This window comes from Streptomyces cyaneus, assembly GCF_004028635.1.
Taxonomy (GTDB): domain Bacteria; phylum Actinomycetota; class Actinomycetes; order Streptomycetales; family Streptomycetaceae; genus Streptomyces; species Streptomyces cyaneus.
Window position 1 is genome coordinate 626,562 of record NZ_RQJW01000003.1, and the last position, 19,361, is coordinate 645,922.

General features: G+C 71.4%; 13 protein-coding genes. 4 read left to right on the top strand and 9 right to left on the bottom strand.

What is annotated here, in order from left to right:
- Positions 1 to 118: 118 nt before the first annotated feature.
- The 3 genes from EHO50_RS11820 to EHO50_RS11830 all read right to left on the bottom strand — a co-directional run bounded on the left by EHO50_RS11820 (position 119) and on the right by EHO50_RS11830 (position 2,463).
- Positions 119 to 1,018, bottom strand: a complete 900-nt coding sequence (locus EHO50_RS11820) for a PhzF family phenazine biosynthesis protein (RefSeq protein ID WP_128429855.1) — start codon at positions 1,016 to 1,018, stop codon at positions 119 to 121.
- Between the two features lie 152 nt (positions 1,019 to 1,170).
- Positions 1,171 to 1,563, bottom strand: coding sequence for a VOC family protein (locus EHO50_RS11825; RefSeq protein WP_128429856.1), 393 nt, complete (start codon positions 1,561 to 1,563; stop codon positions 1,171 to 1,173).
- 108 nt (positions 1,564 to 1,671) lie between these two features.
- Entirely contained in the window at positions 1,672 to 2,463 is a 792-nt protein-coding gene (locus tag EHO50_RS11830) for a hypothetical protein (protein WP_128429857.1), read from the bottom strand.
- Positions 2,464 to 2,805: 342 nt separating this feature from the next.
- Between EHO50_RS11830 and EHO50_RS11835 the strand changes: the two genes are divergently transcribed.
- Positions 2,806 to 5,430: a serine/threonine-protein kinase gene (locus EHO50_RS11835; protein WP_128429858.1), complete on the top strand. Its 2,625-nt coding sequence runs from the start codon at positions 2,806 to 2,808 to the stop codon at positions 5,428 to 5,430.
- On the opposite strand, the gene EHO50_RS11840 is transcribed toward EHO50_RS11835, so the two are convergent.
- A complete protein-coding gene (locus EHO50_RS11840; protein ID WP_128429859.1) occupies positions 5,399 to 6,523 on the bottom strand; it encodes an acyltransferase family protein in 1,125 nt (374 codons plus the stop codon). The two genes, EHO50_RS11835 and EHO50_RS11840, sit on opposite strands and share 32 nt — an antisense overlap.
- Positions 6,524 to 6,706: 183 nt before the next feature.
- On the opposite strand from EHO50_RS11840, the gene EHO50_RS11845 reads away from it, so the two are divergent.
- Positions 6,707 to 7,162, top strand: coding sequence for a tellurite resistance TerB family protein (locus tag EHO50_RS11845; RefSeq protein WP_128429860.1), 456 nt, complete (start codon positions 6,707 to 6,709; stop codon positions 7,160 to 7,162).
- Positions 7,163 to 7,219: 57 nt separating this feature from the next.
- Here the strand turns inward: EHO50_RS11845 and EHO50_RS11850 are convergent, their stop codons facing one another.
- From EHO50_RS11850 to EHO50_RS11870, 5 genes are all read right to left on the bottom strand, one after another.
- Complete coding sequence (locus tag EHO50_RS11850) at positions 7,220 to 8,605, bottom strand: LCP family protein (RefSeq protein ID WP_181449599.1); 1,386 nt, start codon at positions 8,603 to 8,605, stop codon at positions 7,220 to 7,222.
- A 139-nt stretch (positions 8,606 to 8,744) separates the two neighbouring features.
- Complete coding sequence (locus EHO50_RS11855) at positions 8,745 to 9,677, bottom strand: M56 family metallopeptidase (RefSeq protein ID WP_128429861.1); 933 nt, start codon at positions 9,675 to 9,677, stop codon at positions 8,745 to 8,747.
- Between the two features lie 6 nt (positions 9,678 to 9,683).
- On the bottom strand, positions 9,684 to 10,073 hold the full coding sequence (locus EHO50_RS11860; RefSeq protein ID WP_128429862.1) for a BlaI/MecI/CopY family transcriptional regulator: 390 nt from the start codon (positions 10,071 to 10,073) through the stop codon (positions 9,684 to 9,686).
- A gap of 130 nt (positions 10,074 to 10,203) precedes the next feature.
- On the bottom strand, positions 10,204 to 11,010 hold the full coding sequence (locus EHO50_RS11865) for an aminoglycoside adenylyltransferase domain-containing protein (protein ID WP_128429863.1): 807 nt from the start codon (positions 11,008 to 11,010) through the stop codon (positions 10,204 to 10,206).
- A 127-nt stretch (positions 11,011 to 11,137) separates the two neighbouring features.
- Positions 11,138 to 14,512 carry a pyruvate carboxylase gene (locus EHO50_RS11870; protein WP_128429864.1) on the bottom strand — a complete coding sequence of 1,125 codons (3,375 nt, stop codon included), beginning with the start codon at positions 14,510 to 14,512 and terminating at the stop codon, positions 11,138 to 11,140.
- 141 nt (positions 14,513 to 14,653) lie between these two features.
- On the opposite strand from EHO50_RS11870, the gene EHO50_RS11875 reads away from it, so the two are divergent.
- Complete coding sequence (locus EHO50_RS11875; RefSeq protein WP_164904818.1) at positions 14,654 to 16,729, top strand: SpoIIE family protein phosphatase; 2,076 nt, start codon at positions 14,654 to 14,656, stop codon at positions 16,727 to 16,729.
- A 181-nt stretch (positions 16,730 to 16,910) separates the two neighbouring features.
- The gene (locus tag EHO50_RS11880) at positions 16,911 to 19,358 is read left to right on the top strand and encodes a SpoIIE family protein phosphatase (protein ID WP_128429865.1); all 2,448 of its coding nucleotides are present in this window, start codon (positions 16,911 to 16,913) and stop codon (positions 19,356 to 19,358) included.
- Positions 19,359 to 19,361 lie beyond the last annotated feature (3 nt).

Sequence of the window (19,361 nt, forward strand, 5' to 3'; positions counted from 1 at the left end):
GGGTTGGTGCCCGGGATCCTGGGAGTGCCCAGGCCGGCCCGGGCGCGGAGACGCGCTCCCGGGCACCAACCCAACCGGCAGATCCCTACGACGTCGAGGAGCTCCGCCCCTCCCAGCGTTACCGGGGCATGCGCGTACCCGCACCACTGACCCACACCTTCGGGTCACCGGCGTGCAGGGTCACGGTCAGCACACCCGGCCTGCCCATGTCCTCGCCCTGGTGCAGGGTGAGCACCGACTCCGCGGGCACCAGGGCGAGTTCACGCGCATAGGCCCCGAAGGCGGCGGCCGCGGCGCCGGTGGCCGGGTCCTCCACGACGCCGCCGATCGGGAAGGGGTCGCGGACGTGGAAGACGGTGTCGGCGGCGCGCCACACCAACTGCACGGTCGTCAGGTCCAGCTTCCGCATCAGGGCGGCGAGCCGATCGAAGTCGTACGAGAGGTCAGCGAGCCGTTCCCGGCTACCGGCCGCCAGCACCAGATGCCGGGCGCCGGCGAAGGCGATGCGGGGCGGCAGCAGCGGGTCGAGGTCGGCCGACGGCCAGCCCAACGCCGCCAGCGCCTCGGCCAGTTCCTCCGAGGCGATCTCTTCGACACGGGGCTCCACGCTCGTCAACGTCGCCCGGAGCGTGCCGTCCGCCTCGCCGGTGACGGTCACCGGCACCGTGCCCGCACGGGTGGCGAAGACCAGATCGCCCGGACCGATCCGCTCGGCCAGGGCCACCGAGGCGGCGACGGTCGCGTGGCCGCAGAAGGGCACCTCCGCCTGAGGGCTGAAGTAACGAATGGTGAAGGCCCGTCCAGGTTCCCCGACCAGTTCCTTCAGTTCCTCAGGCGGACCGGTCAGGAACGCGGACTCGCTGTAGCCCAACCGGGCGGCGATCGCCAGCATCTCGGCGTCGTCCAGTCCGGAGGCGTCCAGGACCACGCCCGCCGGGTTGCCGCCTTCCGGGTGGGACGAGAACGCGGTGTAGTGCAGCACATCGGGGGCGCCGACGGCCCGCTCGTTGATCTCCATGCCGTACGACAACCAGCGCGCCGGCGCAGCAATTCCCGGCCGCGGATCACGGCACCGGTTCCCGCCGCAACTGCGACAGCGGCTTCACCGTCGGGCACGCTCGACATCAGCGGCGCCACCATCCAGACCGACGGACAGGTCATCAACTTCGGTCAGTTCTCCTGGAGCACCGCGAGAACGTTCCCTGCGGGGTCCGTGAACCACGCGATCGCAGCGGGGCCGCCGTTGCCGACCCGGACGATGCCCTTCTCGTCATGGTCGAATCCGGCGTAGCGCTCAAGGGTCACGCCGCGCCGCTCCAGTTCGGCGACCGCGGCCTCGATGTCATCCACGGGGAAGTTGAGAATCGTGAACGTCGCAGGGGTGTGCTGTTCCTTGGGGTAGACGAATACCTGTGCGCCGCTGCCGAGCTTGACGAGCAGCATCCGCATGTCCCCCTGCCCGGTCTCCTCCACCTCAAGGCCGAGAATCTCACCGTAGAACCGGCGGGCCTCGCCGAGGTCGTCGACCGAGAAGCCGCTGAACGCCTGCGATTGTCCGAGCATGCCGTGTGTCTCCTTCGCGGGTGAGCCGTCCTGACCTCTCAGGGCACACCACGCACACCGAAGCCGGACGCACGCCGCGCGGGCGGCGTCCGGATGGTCGTGCGTCCTTCACCCGGACGAAGCGATGGCCGCGCCTGAAGGAGTTCGCCCGCCTTCGCGTTGCGGCTGGTGACGCATCAAGGCCAGGTCCTCGCCCCAGGCGTCCAGCACCGCGCCGTGTCCGGCCCGCCAGGCCAATGCCTCGACGTAGTCGAAGAGACGGCGCTGCGTGGATGCGTCGCCTGTTCCTGAGATGCGGTCCACAGTGTCGAGGAGTGTGCCGGTGTCCCAGTCGGGCAGCGGGAACCGGGCAAGCTCCCACTCCAGGTACTTGTTGTAGGGGCGGGGGCGACGGTCGAGAGCGAAGAGCAGTTCCAGGAGGAACCGGATGCTGTCGGCGGCGTCGAGCCGGGCCGCGAGGGCATGCCCGTCGCGGTCGTTCTTGATCGAGCGGTACAGGGAGTTGGCGTAGGCGTCGAGCCACGCATCCGCGTCCCGGAAGGCTTCATCGGCGTCGAGCCGTGCCTTGTCGGCCAGGATCTCGGCGATTCCTCCGTCGAGCCGGTCGAGCACGATCCGGGCGCGGGCGAGGGCGTACCGCTCGAAGCCCGGCATTCCGGCGGCACGGAGCTCGTCGAGGGAGACGATGACCAGGTCGAGTTCTGCTGTGCGGTACCCCGCGAACCGGGTGAGAGTCGTTGTCGCGCCGTCGGCGAGGACGACGTACAAATCGTGGTCGGAGTGGTCGGTCGTCATGCCGTCGTGCGCCCGGGAACCCTTGAGGACCAAGCCGACGACAGCGGGATCGGCGGTGGCGAGTTCGATGAACGCGTCGTAGGTGAGGGGCTGCTGAGCAGTCATTGCGTGATCTCCGGTGGAGTGATGACGGGTGTGCCGGCCGGACGGCCCCGTCCGAAGGGGTCGCCGGCACCGTCTGCGGCGGCGCACGGCCACCGCCCGGAAGATCAACGCACGGGTGGACTCTATCGCCGGGACGGCCGAGAGGTCTCGCGTTTGGTTGGTCTTGAACGTGGTCAGTAAACCGAGATCGTGACTGGGGGGGGCCGGCCCTGCACACGAAGCCCTGCACACGAAGCCCTGGACACAGCGGATGCGGTATTCCTGCGGCGCGGAGCAACCGCTCCGGCCCCGTCGTTCGTGTTCCGTTCGGGCAGGCTGGTGGCGACGCGGAGGACGAGGCGGGTGGAGCGCAGGGAGAGGATCGCGGGCCGCTACGAGCTGGTCGAGCGGTTGGGGCGCGGTGGCATGGGTGAGGTGTGGGCCGGGTGGGACCGCGACCTGCGCCGCGACGTCGCGCTCAAGCTGCTCTTCGTCGACGACGGCATCGATCCCGATCTGCCCATGCGGTTCGACCGGGAGGGCGTTGCGGCAGCCCAGGTCAACCACCCGAACGTGGCCGCGCTGTACGACCGCGGCGTGCACGAGGACCTGCTCTTCCTCGTCATGGAGAAGGTCGACGGCCCTCCCCTGTCCCGGGTCCTGCGGTCGCCGGGCGGACTGACGACCTCCAGGGCGCTCGTGATCGCGGAGGAGATCTGTGCGGCGCTGGCCGCCGCGCACCGGGCCGGCGTCATCCACTACGACATCAAGCCGCACAACGTCATGCTCGCCGCGAACGGGACGGTCAAGGTCGTCGACTTCGGTATCGCGGGGTTCGTCCGGTCCGCCTTCTCCGTCGCGCCCTCGGCTTTGCTGACGCCCGCCGGCACCCCCGAGTACGCCGCGCCGGAGCAGTTCCGCACCGAACGGGGCGACGCGCGTTCGGACTTGTACGCGCTCGGCGGTGTGCTGTTCGCGCTGCTCACGGGTGAGCCGCCCTTCTCCGGCCACAACGCCTGGGCGATCATCGCGCGCAAGGCGACGGAGGACGCGCCCCGGCTCGATTCCGTCCGCCCGGATCTCCCGCCAGCGATGAGCGTCCTCGTCGCCGAACTGCTGGACCGCGACCCGGCCAGGCGTCCTCGATCCGCGCAGGAAGTGTTCGAGCGGCTGCGGCAGCTGCGGGCGGGCTCGGACCGCGATCCGGTCCCCGCCGCCGCCGTGGAGCGCCCGCCTGCCGGGACCGCTCCGACCGGCTCCGTCGAGCGTGCCGTGTCGATCGCCTGCGGCATCCAGCCTCCCGTGGACCGGGCCGTGGCATTGGCCCACGTTGCGGCAGCGGCCGCCGGGGCCGACGCCGAGGCTGCCGAGCGCATCGTCCGGCAGCATGTCCCGGCGCCTTGGCAGGGCGTCGCACTGTTGCAGGTGGCCGAGAAGGTGACCGAGCCCGCCCGGGTGCGGCGCCTCGTCGCGGACGCCGAACCTCGGCTCGCGCAGGCCATCGGCCACCCGCACGGTCCTTGGGGGCATCCCGAGGACATCGCCCTGCTCCTGGCCCGGCTGGATCCTCCCCGGGCGGTGTCCCGGCTCGGCGACATCGAACAACTCGTTCTCGAGGAAGCGGATTTGGAGGTGTGGCGTCTGGTCACGGTGGCCGAGCTGGCCGGCAGCGCGAAGGGGATCGACTCGGCACGGGTCGAGCGGATCGTCGACCGTCTCGAACGGCGCGCCCGCACCCTGCCGCTGCGCTCCGAGAGCGTCCACGACGCACTGGCACGGATCGCCGCCGCCGTGTACCCGGCGGACCGCCGGTGCGCCGAGCGGCTGATCGGGCTCGCCGAACAGTCCACCGCCGAGTTCACCTGGGCCGGCGGCCGCGATCGGGCCCTGCTCGGGATCGCCGACATCGCGGTGACGGCCGATCTGCGGTGGGCGGAGCGGATCGCCCGCGCCATCGCCGATGAACCCGACCGGGCCGCCGCGTGGGCACACATCCTGGACCATGCCTACGTCGCCGAACCGGGCGAGCTGCCACGGCTGATCGACGACGTCGAGCGACAGCTGGCCCGCGCTCGGCGACGCCGTGGGAGGGTGTTCGGGAGCCGTCCCACGCTGGGCCCCGGTCACGGCCGCGACCTCGCGCAGCGCACAGCGCCCGCCATCGCCGTGTTCGACCCGCCCCGCGCCGAGGCCCTCACCTGGCACCTCGGCCCGGGCGACCGCGCGGAGACACTCGTCGCCATGGCCGGTCGGGTGTCCGGGGCCGACCTTGAGCAGGCCCGGACATGGCTGGGCAGGGCGTATCGGGCAGCGCTGGACGACGAGGGCCCCATGTTCGCAGTGCGGGCCGCACGATTGCTGGGGAAGGTTGTCCAGGCGGCGGCCTCCATCGATCAGCAACTCGCCCGGCGCGCGGCCGAGCGCCTTGCCCGCATGGCCGATGTGCAGCAGCTGCAGCCGTACACGCTCGCGGAACTGGCTGAGAACGTCGCCGAGGTCGATGCCGCACTGGCGCGCCGCCTCGTCGACCACGCGGCCCGCGGCGCGACCTCGGTGACGGGGCTCGGCCGCACGGACCGGTCGGCCATGGGACGGGCCCTCGTCAGAGCGCTCGTCACCGTCATGGCTGCTGTGAACGAGGACGTTCCGCAAGACACCGCGAACCTGATCGGTCACCTCCAGAAGGTGGACCAGTGGGCGGACACGACCCTCCTGTGGGACGACTCCGCCGCCAGGCTCGCCGAGCTCGACCCGCAGCTCGCCGAGCGGCTGATCGCCGAGTACCACGGCCGGGACCGGGACGGCATGCTCGCCCGCTTCGTCACGGGATTCACACCCGAGCACCCCGACCGCGCGCTGCGGATCGCCGAGTCCTTCACGGACGACGAGGTCAGGAACGCCGCTCTACGGCAGATCGCCGTGGGAGTCGCGCAACAGTGCCACCCCCGACAGGTCATCACCGACAGCGTCGAGGATCGTCCCCGATGAGTTCCCGAGCCCGCAGGGCATACACCATCCGTGGTTCCGTCATGCGGTGGAAGACCCGCTGGACGCCGGGGGCGCACAGCGCGGTCATGACCGCTGCCGCGATCAGTGTGACGGTGATCTCGCCGACGGGTTGGCGGATCCAGGCGGAGTCGTACCAGCCCCAGTGCTTGGCTCCCTGGGCGACGAAGCCGTGCAACAGGAAGCCGCACAGGGTGCCGGCGCCCAGTGCGGTGAACCACGTCCGGCGCCCGGGCACCCAGGCGAGGAAGCAGGCGACCAGGACGACCGAGCAGCCGAAGCCAGCCAGGGTCATCAGGGGTCCGTACCAGGCGGGCGCGGCGAGTTCCTCGGCGCTCTCGCTGTGGAAGAACCAGGCGTAGTTCATCCTCGGGACCGCCCAGTACGCGACGGCGAGGGCGCAGACGAGGACCGGCAGGGCCAGGATGCGCACCGCACGGCGGCGGACCAGCCGGAAATGCTCCGGCTTCAGCAGCAGACCGAGCACGAAGTACGGCAGGAACTGAAGGACACGCTGGAGGCCGAGGTCGTCGCCGATGGAAGGCGAGAGGGTGGCGAGCATCGCGATGGCGAGAGCGAGCGGCAGCGGCCACCGCGCGAGCCGCCAGACCGGTGCCGTCAGCCGCCAGATGAACAGCGCCGCCAGGAACCAGGTCAGGTACAGGGGGTCCAGCAGGCTGATCGGCCGGTCGGGATCCTGGCTGGTCCACCGGGTGAAGAGGGTGTACGCCACCTCGAAGACCACATAGGGGACGGCCACACCGGTCAGCAGCCGTCCGACCTTCCGCGGCCGCGCCTCGAAGCCGCGCGAGAAATAGCCCGAGATCATGGCGAACGCCGGCATGTGGAAGGCGTACACGAGCAGGTACAGCGCGGTGACGGCCCGGCTTCCCTCCCGCAACGGCTCCCACGCGTGGCCGACCGCCACCAGCACGATCGCCAGGTACTTGGCGTTGTCGAAGAAGGGGTCACGCTGATCGACCCGTCTCGCCCCCGCTCCTGCGGACGGCAGCGGCCGCTGCTGTCGCTGCGGTGCGCGTGTGACGGTGGGTACGGGTGTGGCGTCGGCGGACATCGCCAGCACCCTAAGCACACCTGCGCACGCCGCTTCAACCGCGCTGTGTGCGAACGCACATGTATGAGCCACTCGGTGCGGGGGTGCACTCGCGAACCGTGCTGTTAACTTCTACATTACTGTAGAAGTAACGGCCGTCCGGTTCGGGCGGCCGCAAAGCCCCCTATCCCGTTTGGAGTTCTCATGGCCCTGTGGGACCGCATCAAGGAATCCGCATCGACGATGCAGACCCAGCTGGTGGCGAAGAAGAACGACCTCAAGAGCGGCGCCTTTCGCGACGCGAGCATGGCCATGTGCGCGCTCGTGGCCGCCGCCGACGGCACCGTCGACCCCGCCGAGCGGCAGCGCGTCGCCCAACTCATCGTCGGCAACGAGGTGTTGCAGAACTTTCCCGCCGACGACCTGCGCCGCCGCTTCGAGGAGAACCTGAACCGGCTCACCACCGACTTCGACTTCGGCAAGGTGAGCGTGATGCAGGAGATCGCCAAGGCGAGGAAGAAGCCCGCCGAGGCGCGTGCTGTGATCCAGATCGGCATCGTCATCGGCGGCGCCGACGGCGACTTCGACAAGGACGAGCGGGCCGTGGTCCGCGAGGCGTGCTACGCCCTCGACCTTCCGCCGCACGAGTTCGACCTCTGACCGATCGACCTCCCGTGTGCCGGGCGGGCGCGAGCGGCGTCCGCCCGGCGCGGCCGGTCAGCGGATGTCGTCGGGGTCGAGGTCCGTCCCGACGACCAGGGTCACCACGTCCGCCGCGGCATCCGAGGCCTGCGTTGCCCGGACTCCGGGCAGTCGGGCGGCCAGCGCCTCGGCCGACTTCTCCAGGCCCGGCGGGTAGGTGACGGTCGTGGTGCGGCTCTCCTGCGGGGCGTTGCCCGTGCCGACGACGGTGAGGCCGGCGTCGCCGAGCTTCTCGCCGACGGTGGCGGCCCGACCCGAGATGCCGGTGCCGTTGAGGACCTGGACGCGCACGGAGGAGGCGTACAGGGGGTCCTTCGTGGCCGCCTCCAGTTGTTTCTTGTCGATCTCCTTGTCCTTGGCCAGGGAGGTGAACAGGTCGGCGGCCTGCGGGTACTGCCAGGCGACGTTGGCCTTGTCGGTGGCGAAGTCGGCCTCGCGCGGGTAGTTGGGGACCGTGAGGAAGGACAGGCGATCGCTCGGGATTGCCTTGAGCTCCGACGCGAGTCCGTACAGCGGCTTGATGCCGGCCAGATCGGGGTCCGTGGTCAGGGACTTGGTGCCGGACTGCAGGAAGCCGTAGAGCGACTTCGGGCTGGTCAGCCTGGACTTCGCCTTCTCGACGAGAGCGTTCATGAACTCCTGCTGGCGTCCGATGCGCCCGATGTCGGAGCCGTTGCCGACGCCGTAGCGGACCCGCACATAGCCGAGCGCCTTCTCGCCCTCGACGGTCTGACAGCCGGGCTCGATGTCCAGGCGGGCCTTCTTGGAGTGGATTGCCTCCTTCGGGCAGACCTCGATGCCGTCCAAGGCGTCGACCATGCCCTTGAAGCCCTGGAAGTCGACGGACATGAAGTGGTCGATACGCAGGCCCGTGTTGGCCTCGACCGTCTTGATGGAGCAGGCGGCGGCGCCGGCGACCTCGCCACTGATGCCGCCGAGCGCGAACGCTTCGTTGATCTTGGCGTGGTGCGGGGCGGAGTTGCTTCCGTCGCCCTTGTCGCAGGCCGGTATCTCCACCCAGGAGTCACGTGGGAACGACACGACCGCGGCCCACTTCCGGTTCGCGGGGACGTGCAGCACCATCAGCGTGTCCGACTGCATGGTGGTCAGGTCCTTGCCGTACTCGGCGTTGGCGCCGTCGCGGCTGTCGGAGCCGACGACCAGGATGTTCTTCGACCCCGGGCTGAGGTTGACGGGACGTTCGCCGCCGATCTTGTCGTCGACGTCGGCGGACTTGATGTTGTCGTTGAGGTCCTGGTAGACCCAGGCGCCCACCCCGGCGATGCCGAGCACGACGACCGACGTCACCCCCGCACCCCAGGCCAGGATCCGCCCTCGCCGCGTCAGCCTGGCCTTCCCCGCACCGGCCGACGCACGTCGGCGCTTCCCCGTTCCACTCATCCGCGCCCCCTCTGTAGATGTACGGCCGCAAGGCCCCGGCCCCCTCACCATGACCAGACCACGATCTTGGCAGTATCGGTTGCCTGAACCGAACGAACACGCGAAATTCCCGGGGGGGGGGAGGGACGGGGGCCCTCGCTCAGAGGGGCGTAGCCGCGCGCAGGACGAGGACCATCGTCACCGCCGAGTTGGCGGACGACATCGCCGATACGGCTGTCCCGGCGGCCGCGCACCACAGTGCCAGACCCACCGATGTGAACAGCGACGGCCATCGGCGTACCGGCGGAGCGGGACCGAGCAGCGCGGCCACCCGGCGCGGCACCGGTCCGGGCGCCGCGAAGCCGGCGAGCGTCGCGACCGGAGTGCCTCGGGACACGAGTGCCGCCTTGCCGATCGCGCACGCCACCGTTCGGCGGCTGCCGACCGCCCGGGCCGCCTCCTCGTCCGCCCAGCGCTCCGCGGTGTAGGACACCGCCGTACGCAGCGGGCGCAGGAACGGATTGGCCCGCGCGGCCAGTTGGACGGCGAGCAGGAAGCGGTGGTGCCGCGCGGCCAGATGGGCCCGCTCATGCGCGAACAGCGCGCGGCGTTCGGCGGGTTCGAGGCAGCCCAGCAGGGCCGTGGTCACCACCACGCGGTCACGACGCCGGCCCGGCAGCGCGTATGCGTACGGCGCGTCGTCGGGGAGTACGGCAACTCCCGTCCCCGGCAGCCCGGCCAGCGCCCGGTGGGCACGGCGGCGCACCCGGCCGTGCCGCCACAGGGTCCGGCCGCAGGCCACGACCACCGCGCACAGCGCCAAAATCGCCGCCTTGCCGACGACCTCGTCGTACGGCACCGCCGCACGCACCTCGGGGTCGGACCAGCCGTCCGGCAGCGGATTGCCGGGCAGTTGGGCGGTGCCCACCACCATCACCAGGCCCAGACACACCGTGCTGCACACCGCCATCACCGCGGCCACGCCGGTCAGCAGCCGCGTCGCGGTGCGGGGATGCAGGTGCTGCTCGGCCAGGCGCGCGACCGGCCATGCCGTGAGCGGCAGGACCAGCGGCAGAAAGACGAAAACCCCCATGCGGCGTCAGTCTTGCCCTTCGTTTCGGGACTGGCCCAGCAGGTCGCGCAGCAGCCGCTCGTCGTCCGGCCCCAGGCCCGTGACAAAGCTGGCCAGTACGGCTTCCCGGTCGCTCTCGGCGTCCAGCACCTTGCGCATCCTGTGCGCCGCGAGGCCCGCCTGGTCCGAGGCGGACGTCCACGCGAAGGACCGGCCCGCTCGCTCCCGGGTGACCGCGCCCTTGGCCAGCAACCGGGTCAGGATCGTGACCACCGTCGTGTAGGCGAGGTCCCCGCCGAGCCGCTCCTGCACCCAGCCGGCCGTCGCCGGGCCGTCCGCCTCCCGCAACGCCGACAGGACCAGCGCCTCCAGCTCACCCTGCCCCCGGCGCCGGGAATGCTGCCGGTCGTCCGCCATGCCCTGTCTCCCTTCCGCTGACCTGCGCGTCACGTGCGATGCATCGAGCGGTACATCGTAAGGAGAAAGGAAAGCAGAGGCCGCCCACCTTCTCCCACCTACTCCCACCTGCCGAACGGCACCGGCCGGCCTACCCCGTCCGCTCCGCGTCGGTCGTCTCGTCGACCCGTTCGGCCACCCAAGCCAGGAAGGCCTGTACCTCGGCGGTGGGCAGTGCGGTCGCGGCGGTGCGCGAGGGGCGTTCGTAGCTGCGCAGTGCGGCGTTCAGGAGAGGTCGGAAGCGTTCCTCGGACGCCGCGACCGCATGCGCCGCCCGGCGCTTGGGCTGCCAGCGGCCCGTACGGCAGAACTGCACGGAGCGGCAGCCGTTGAGGACTCGGTTGTCCGCGAGATGCCCTTCGCCGGCGCTGTGCTCACGGACCGAGGCACGGATCGCGGTGAGCACATCGGCGCGGGCGGGTTCGGCGATCACTTCCCGCGCCGGCCTGCCGTACAGCACGCGCCCGGCTTGGTGGGCGACGGAACGGTCGATGACGTACCAGAACGACGAAGACTCCGTCGGGTGGAGGCTGACCCGGTCGGGCAGCAGCGGTCCGGTGTTGAGGTCCAGCAGATACCCGGCCTCGCCGGACGGCCGGGCCGCGAAGTCCTCGTCGTAGACCACCAGTTCCAGTCCCGCGGCGGGGCAGGGAAGGGCGGGGTGCGCGAGGGCGGTGGCGAGGTCGGCCGACGCTTGCCCGGTGAGTGGCCCGTCCACGACCACGGTCACGTCGGTGTCGCTGCGCCCGTGCCGGTAGTCGCCGAGCGCGACGGAGCCGACGGCGATGACGCTCACCAGGTGAGATCCGCATACGGCGTGGGTGCGGTGGACGAGCTCCTGGAGATAGGGGCGGAGTTCGGCGGGGACCGAGTGCGGGTCCACGAGAGTCCTGGTCATACGGTCAGTGTCGGCCCCTTGTCCGGCCGAGCACGCCTCCGGCGCGAGCGCGGCGGATCCGGCGCCGAGACGGGCGCCCCGCGCAGGTGGCTCCCCTGCGCGGGGCAACACGCAACAGACAACGGGCTCAGGCGAGTTCGACCAGGAGATCGCCGCCCTCGACCTGCTGGATGCGGTTGATGGCCAGCCGCGTCACCCTGCCCGACTTCGCGGCGGTGATCGAGGCTTCCATCTTCATCGCCTCGATGGTGGCCACCGTGGCACCGGCCGCCACCTCGTCGCCCTCGGCGACCGTGAGCGTCACCACGCCGGCGAACGGCGCCGCGACATGCCCGGGGTTGGCCCGGTCGGCCTTCTCCGTCACCGGGACGTCCGAGGCGGCCGCCCTGTCGCGGACCTGGATCGGCCGCAACTGGCCGTTCAGGGACGACATCACGGTGCGCATGCCGCGCTCGTCCGCGTCGCCGACGGCCTGCAGCTCGATCAGCAGCCGCACGCCGCGCTCGAGGTCGACGGCGTACTCCTTGCCCGGGCGCAGCCCGTAGAAGAAGTCCTTGCTGTCCAGCACGCTGGTGTCGCCGTAGGTGTCACGGTGCGTGTCGAACTCGCGCGTCGGTGCCGGGAACAGCAGCCGGTTGAGTGTCGCCCGCCGGTCCTTCGCGAGCCCTTCACGGTCGTCGGCGTTCAGTTCCTGCACCGGCTTGGCCTCGGCGCGGCCCTGCAACGCCTTGCTGCGGAACGGCTCGGGCCAGCCGCCGGGCGGGGTGCCCAGCTCGCCGCGCAGGAAGCCGATGACGGAGTCGGGGATGTCGAACCTGTCCGGCTCCGCCTCGAAGTCCTTCGGGGACACGCCGGCGCCTACGAGGTGCAGCGCCAGGTCGCCGACCACCTTCGACGAAGGGGTGACCTTCACCAGGCGGCCGAGCATCCGGTCGGCGGCGGCGTACATCGCCTCGATCTCCTCGAAGCGGTCGCCCAGGCCCAGCGCGACCGCCTGGGTGCGCAGGTTGGACAGTTGCCCGCCGGGGATCTCGTGGTGGTAGACGCGGCCGGTCGGCGAGGCCAGGCCCGCCTCGAACGGGGCGTAAACCTTGCGGACGCTCTCCCAGTACGGCTCCAGGTCGCCGACGGCCTGGAGGTCCAGGCCGGTGGGCCGCTCGGAGTGGTCGGTCGCGGCCACGATCGCGGACAGCGACGGCTGCGAGGTCGTACCGGCCATGGACGCCACCGCCCCGTCCACCGCGTCCGCGCCGGCCTGGATCGCGGCGAGGTAGGTGGCGAGCTGACCGCCCGCGGTGTCGTGGGTGTGGATGTGGACCGGCAGGTCGAACTCCCGGCGCAGGGCCGAAACGAGAGTTGCCGCGGCCGGTGCCCGCAGCAGGCCGGCCATGTCCTTGACGGCCAGCACATGGGCGCCCGCGTTCACGATCTGCTCGGCCAGCCGCAGGTAGTAGTCCAGGGTGTACAGGCGCTCGGACGGGTCGGACAGGTCGGAGGTGTAGCACAGGGCCACCTCCGCGACGGCCGTTCCCGTCTCCCGTACGGCCTCGATGGCGGGCCGCATCTGCTCGACGTCGTTGAGGGCGTCGAAGATACGGAAGATGTCGATGCCGGTGGCGGCCGCCTCCTGCACGAAAGCGTCGGTCACCTCGGTGGGATACGGCGTGTAGCCCACGGTGTTGCGGCCCCGCAGGAGCATCTGGAGGCAGATGTTCGGTGCCGCTTCCCTGAGGGCGGCCAGGCGCTCCCACGGGTCCTCGGCGAGGAAGCGCAGGGCGACGTCGTAGGTCGCGCCGCCCCAGCACTCCAGGGAGAGCAGCTGGGGCAGGGTGCGCGCCACCACCGGGGCGACGGCGAGCATGTCCTTGGTGCGCACCCGGGTGGCGAGCAGCGACTGGTGGGCGTCGCGGAACGTGGTGTCGGTGACGCCGATGGTCGGTGAGGCGCGCAGCCAGCGGGCGAAGCCCTCGGGGCCGAGTTCGGCGAGGCGCTGCCGGGATCCGGCCGGTGGCTCGCCGGCCGGCAGCGCGGGCAGCTTGGTCAACGGGTCGATCAGGTCGGGCCGTTCGCCGTGCGGCTTGTTGACCGTGACGTCGGCGAGGTAGGTGAGCAGCTTCGTGCCGCGGTCGGCGGAGTGGCGGGCGGTGAGCAGGTGCGGGCGCTGCTCGATGAACGACGTGGTGACCTGGCCGGCCCGGAAGTCGGGGTCGTCCAGCACGGCCTGCAGGAAGGGGATGTTGGTGGCCACGCCGCGGATGCGGAACTCGGCCACGGCGCGCCGGGCTCGGCCCACCGCGGTGGTGAAGTCCCGGCCCCGGCAGGTGAGCTTGACCAGCATGGAGTCGAAGTGCGCGCTGATCTCCGTACCGGCGTGGGTGGTGCCGCCGTCCAGGCGGATGCCCGAGCCGCCCGGTGAGCGGTAGGCGCTGATCCGGCCGGTGTCCGGGCGGAAGCCGTTGGCCGGGTCCTCCGTGGTGATCCGGCACTGCAGCGCGGCGCCGCGCAGGGTGACGGTCTCCTGGGCGAGGCCGAGTTCGGCCAGTGTCTCGCCGGCGGCGATGCGCAGCTGCGCCTGCACCAGGTCGACGTCCGTGACCTCTTCGGTCACCGTGTGTTCGACCTGGATGCGCGGGTTCATCTCGATGAAGACGTGGTTGCCTTCGCGGTCGAGGAGGAACTCCACGGTGCCGGCGTTGCGATAGCCGATCTGGCGGGCGAACCTCACGGCGTCGGCGCAGATCCGCTCGCGCAGCGCCGGGTCGAGATTGGGTGCGGGCGCCAGCTCGATCACCTTCTGGTGGCGACGCTGCACCGAACAGTCCCGCTCGAACAGGTGGATGACGTTGCCCTGCCCGTCGGCGAGGATCTGCACCTCGATGTGGCGGGGCTCGACGACGGCCTTCTCCAGGAAGACCGTGGAATCGCCGAACGCGGACGCCGCCTCACGGGATGCCGCCTCGATGGCCTCCCGCAGCTGGGCGGGCTCCTCGACGCGGCGCATGCCGCGCCCTCCGCCGCCTGCGACCGCCTTGACGAAGATGGGAAAACCGATGTCCTCGGCGGCGGCGACGAGGGCGTCCACGTCGGTGGACGGCTCCGAGGAGCCCAGCACCGGCACGCCGGCCGCGCGGGCCGCCGCCACCGCGCGCGCCTTGTTCCCGGTCAGTTCCAGGATCTCCGCGCTCGGTCCGACGAACGTGATGCCGGCCTCTTCGCACGCCCGGGCCAGATCGGGGTTCTCGGACAGGAATCCGTACCCCGGGTAGACGGCGTCAGCTCCCGCGCGACGCGCCGCACGGACGATCTCCTCCACGGAGAGATAGGCCCGCACCGGATGCCCCGGCTGGCCGATCTCGTACGCCTCGTCGGCCTTCAGCCGGTGCAGGGAGTTGCGGTCCTCGTGCGGGAAGACGGCGACGGTGCGCGCTCCCAGCTCGTAGCCTGCGCGGAACGCACGAATCGCGATCTCGCCGCGGTTGGCTACCAGCACCTTGCGGAACATCCTTGATCCCTTCAGCCTGCCGGTGACGGAGCACCCATGGTGTCGGCGGTACCTCTTTCACGCCATGTGAGCCGGGCCACTCGCGGCCTACGCTGTCCTTGAGCCTCCTGTGGTCAAGGGCGATGTGAGCGAGGTGCCCCCATGACCAGCGCGAGTCACCGCGGTGCACGTGCCCCCGATGCGATCGGTGAAACGCCGGATCGACGCACGTCCACGGCGGGGCACGCGGGGGTGTTCCAGGATCTGCTCCCGCTCGCCCTGTGGGTGGTCGACGCCGACGGGCGCCTGGTGCAGTGGTCGCTGGCCGCGCAGGAACTGCTCGGTCACACAGCGGAGCAGGTGGTGGGGCAGGACGCCAGGCGCGTACTGGTACCCGACGAGAACGTGGAGCTGGCCGACCAGCTGGGCCGGGCGGTGCAGTCGGGTGCTGCGGTGGTCGCACGGCTGCCCGTCCGGCATCGCGACGGGACCCTCGTCGACATGGAGATGTGGCACTGTCCGATCGCGGATGCGCGGGGGCGTGCGGGTGTGCTGGCCATCGCGGCGGAGACCTCCGCCGTGGAGCGGATGCGGGATGCGCTGGCCGCGCTGGAGGGGCTCTTCACCCAGTCCCCGATCGGCCTGGCCATGCTCGGCCCCGACCTGCGTTTCCTCCGGGTCAACGAGGCTCTGGCCAGGATGGACGGCGTCCCGGTGGCGGAGCACGTGGGCAGAACCGTGACCGAGGTCGCCCCCGGCGCCCGCGCGCTGGAGTCGGCGATGCGGCGGGCCCTCGACCGGGGCGAGGCGGTGGTGGACTTCCGCCACACCTCCGGCTCGGCGAACCCGGAACAGCAGCGGACGTGGTCCTGCTCCTACGCCCCCTTGCTCGGCGGGGCCGGCCAGCGGGTGGGAGTGATCGCCTCGCTGATCGACGTCACGGCGGGGCAGCGGGCCCACCTGGAGGCGGAGCGGGCACGGAGGCGCCTGGCGCTGCTGGCGGAGGCGGGTACGCAGATGGGTTCCACCCTGGATCTGACGCAGACGGCTCAGGAGGTGGTCCGCGTCCTGGTGCCCCGGCTGGCCGACTCCGCCGACGTCCAGTTGCTGGAGGAGGCGGTGGCCCCGGACGAGACCGCCGCATCCGCGCACGGCGTGGTCCGCCGTATTGCGGCGGTCTTCACCGATCCGGCGGCGCCGGCCGATCTCCTCGCGGTCGGTATGACCCTTCAGGTCCCGCCCGGCTCGGTGTACGAGCAGATCATCACCGCCGGGCGTCCCATGAACCTGTACCTGAGCGACATCGGCCCGCTGATCACCACCCCCGGTGTCGACCGGCTGCGCGAGTACCTGCGGGAGCGCGTGGGCGCGGCGCGCCTGGTCCCGCTGGTGGCCCGGGGCACGGCGCTCGGCGCGGTGGTGGTGACCCGGACCCGTGAGCGGGAGCCGTTCGACGACCAGGACACGCTGCTGATCGACGAGCTGGTCGCCCGAGCCGCGCTGAACATCGACAACGCCCGCATGTACAGCCGCGAACGCGACGCGGCACTCACGCTCCAGCGCAGCCTGATGAACACTTCCCTGCCCACCGTCACTGGACTGGAACTCACCGGGCGCTATCTGCCGGCCGGCGACCAGGAGGTCGGCGGCGACTGGTTCGACGCCATCGCCCTGTCGGACGACCGGACCGCCCTGGTGATCGGAGACGTGATGGGGCACGGCATCCACGCCGCCGCGGTCATGGGCCAGCTGCGCACGGCGGTACGGACCCTGGCACGCCGGGACACCGCGCCCGACCAGGTGCTGCGCTCCCTGGACGCCGCCGTGGCGGACCTGGGCGACAACGAAATGGCCACTTGCCTGTACGCCGTTCACGATCCGGTCACCGGCCACTGCCTGATCGCCAGGGCGGGCCACCCGCCGCCGCTGATCGCCGACGAGCGAGGAGCGGTCGCCTTCCTGGACGGGCCCGCGGGCCCGCCGCTCGGTGTGGGCAGGCAGGACCGTGAGGTCCAGCAGGTGCTGCTGCCGCCGCACAGCCTCCTGGTGGCCTACACCGACGGTCTGATCGAGACCCGCGGCACGGACCTCGACCAGGGCATGCGCCGCCTGGCACAAGCACTGCGGCACACCCGGCATCCGCTGGAAGAGATCTGCGACGACCTCCTGGCCCACGTGATGCCCGAGGCGGCGGACGACGACGTGGCGGTACTCCTCGCCCGCGCACTGCCGCGGTGAACCGGGACCCCGGATCGTCACGAGCATCACTCGACCGACCGTCCCGGCCGCGACGACGAAGCACTCCGTGCCGACACGGCCGATACTGGAGTGAGCCACTGCAAAGACAGGCATGCGGAACGGCAGGAGCGCCCGGGGCGCCGCACCACGGGCCCCGCGAACGGCGCGAGATGGGTGGGCGATGCACAACACATCACCTACGTCGCTCAGCGAGAGCCCGGACGATCCGTTCTCGGTCCACCGATCCGCGTCGGCCGTGCTGGACGGCCGCGGACTGGTCGTCGCATGGAGCGAACAGGCCACCGCGCTCCTCGGGTACCGGGCCGACGAGGTGCTGGGCCGGCCGGTGCGCGAGGTCCTCGTCGACAGCGCGGACGCGGCCGTGATCGCCGAGGCGACCGCCGAGTGTGTGCGGGAGCACGGTTGGTTCGGGCTGCTGCCCGTCCGCAATCGCGCGGGCCACCGTGTGTACGTGGGCTTCAGAGCCCGGCGGGTGCAACGACTGGACTCCACCGTCGAGTGGCTCCTCGTCGGCTCACTGGCCGAGGACATCGCCCAGTGGGAGATCGACCGGGCGGTGCTGGACGGCTTCTTCATCCGGTCCCCGGTGGGCGTGGCGGTGCTCGGCCCGGACCTGCGCGTGGTGCGGGTGAACCGGGCCATCGCGCGGTTCGGCGGACTGCCGACCGAGGCGTACGGCGGGCATCGCACCTCCGACTTCCTGCTCGGCCCGGACGCGGAACTGATCGAGGACAGGCTCCGCCAGGTTCTGGAGACGGGCCAGCCGATGATCTTCGCCGAGCAGACCTGCCGTTTGCTGCGGGACCCCCAGAAGGAGCTGATCGTCTCCGTGTCCGCGTTCCGGATGCAGGACCCCTCCGGCAGGGTGCTGGGCGTCACCGAGATCGTCGAGGACGTCACCGACCGCCATCGGGCCCGTCGGCGACTCGCGCTGATCAACGAGGCCGGTGCCAGGATCGGGAGCACCCTGGATGTGGCCAGGACCGCGCGCGAGCTGGCCGAGGCGGCGGTTCCCGCGCTCGCCGACGCCCTCTCGGTGGATCTGCTGGAACCCGTGCCCCGGGGCGAGGAGCCGGCCCCCGACGCCAAAGGCCCGCTGCGCAGGATGGCGGTGCGCAGCATCCGGCCCGAGGCGCTGACGGTGATGTATCCCGAGGGTCATCTGTTCTCCTTCCCCGAGGACACCGCGCCGGCCCGCTGCCTGGCCGAGCGGCGTCCGGTCCTGGACCCCCTCGTGGAGGGCAACCGCGGATGGTTCCAGGCCGAGCCGGAACGCACGGAGAAGGCGCTCGCGCTGGGTGTCCACTCGCTGATGGTGGTGCCGCTGGCCGCGCGCGGTGTGGTCCTCGGCCTGGTCTGCCTGTGGCGCTCGCAGCGGCCGGAGCCGTTCGAGGAGGACGACCTCACCCTGGCGGAGGAGTTCGCCGCCAGGGCCGCGGTCTGCATCGACAACGCCCGCCGCTACACCCAGCAGCACAACGCCGCCGAGGCCCTCCAGCGCAGCCTGCTGCCGAGTGAGGTGCCCGAGCACCCGGCGGTCGAGACGGCCCACCGCTACCTGCCAGCGCACGCCTCCACCGGTGTCGGCGGCGACTGGTTCGACGTCATCCCGCTGTCGGGACTGCGCGTCGCCCTGGTCGTCGGCGACGTCGTCGGCCACGGCATGCACGCCTCGGCGACCATGGGCCGGCTGCGCGCCGCCGTGCACACGCTGGCGCACCTCGACCTGGCCCCGGACGAGGTCCTCGCCCGGCTCGACGACCTGGTGGACCAGTTGGCCACCGAACAGCGGCAGGCCGATGCCAACGCCCCCCAGCTCGTGGGTGCCACCTGCCTGTACGCGATCTACGACCCGGTCTCCCGGCACTGCGCCATGGCCCGCGCGGGACACCCCCCACCGACCGTGCTGGGCCCGGACGGCCGGGTACGCCCGATCGACCTCCCCGCCGGGCCACCCCTCGGCCTGGGCGGGCTGCCGTTCGAGACGGCCGAGCTCGAACTGGACGAGGGCAGCCTGATCGCCCTGTACAGCGACGGTCTCCTGCTGGCCGACGACCGCGACGTCGACCAGGGACTGAGCCTGCTGCGCTCCACACTGGCCGGTCCGTTCCCCTCGCTGGAGCACACCTGCAAGGCGGTGGAGGACGCGATGCTGCCCGACCGGCCCGCCGATGACGTCACGCTGCTGCTGGGCCGGACCCGGGTGCTGGCGGCGGAGAACGTGGCCACCTGGCAGCTGTCGGCCGAGCCCACCGCGGCCGGCCGGGCCCGGACGCTGGTGCGGGACCGGCTGACCGAGTGGGGGCTGGAGGAGTTCGCGTTCACCACCGAGCTGATCGTGAGCGAACTGGTCACGAACGCCTACCGGTACGCCGGCGGCCCGGTGCTGCTACGGCTGATCAGGGACGGCCATCTCATCTGCGAGGTCTCCGACACCAGCAGCACCTCCCCCCACCTGCGCCAGGCCCGCGGCACCGACGAGGGCGGACGTGGCCTGTTCCTGGTGGCCCAGCTGGCCGACCGGTGGGGCACACGCTACGGCCGTAACCGGAAGACCATCTGGGCCGAGCAACCGCTGTCCGCGCCCGGAGCGGAGTCAGGTGCCTGACTC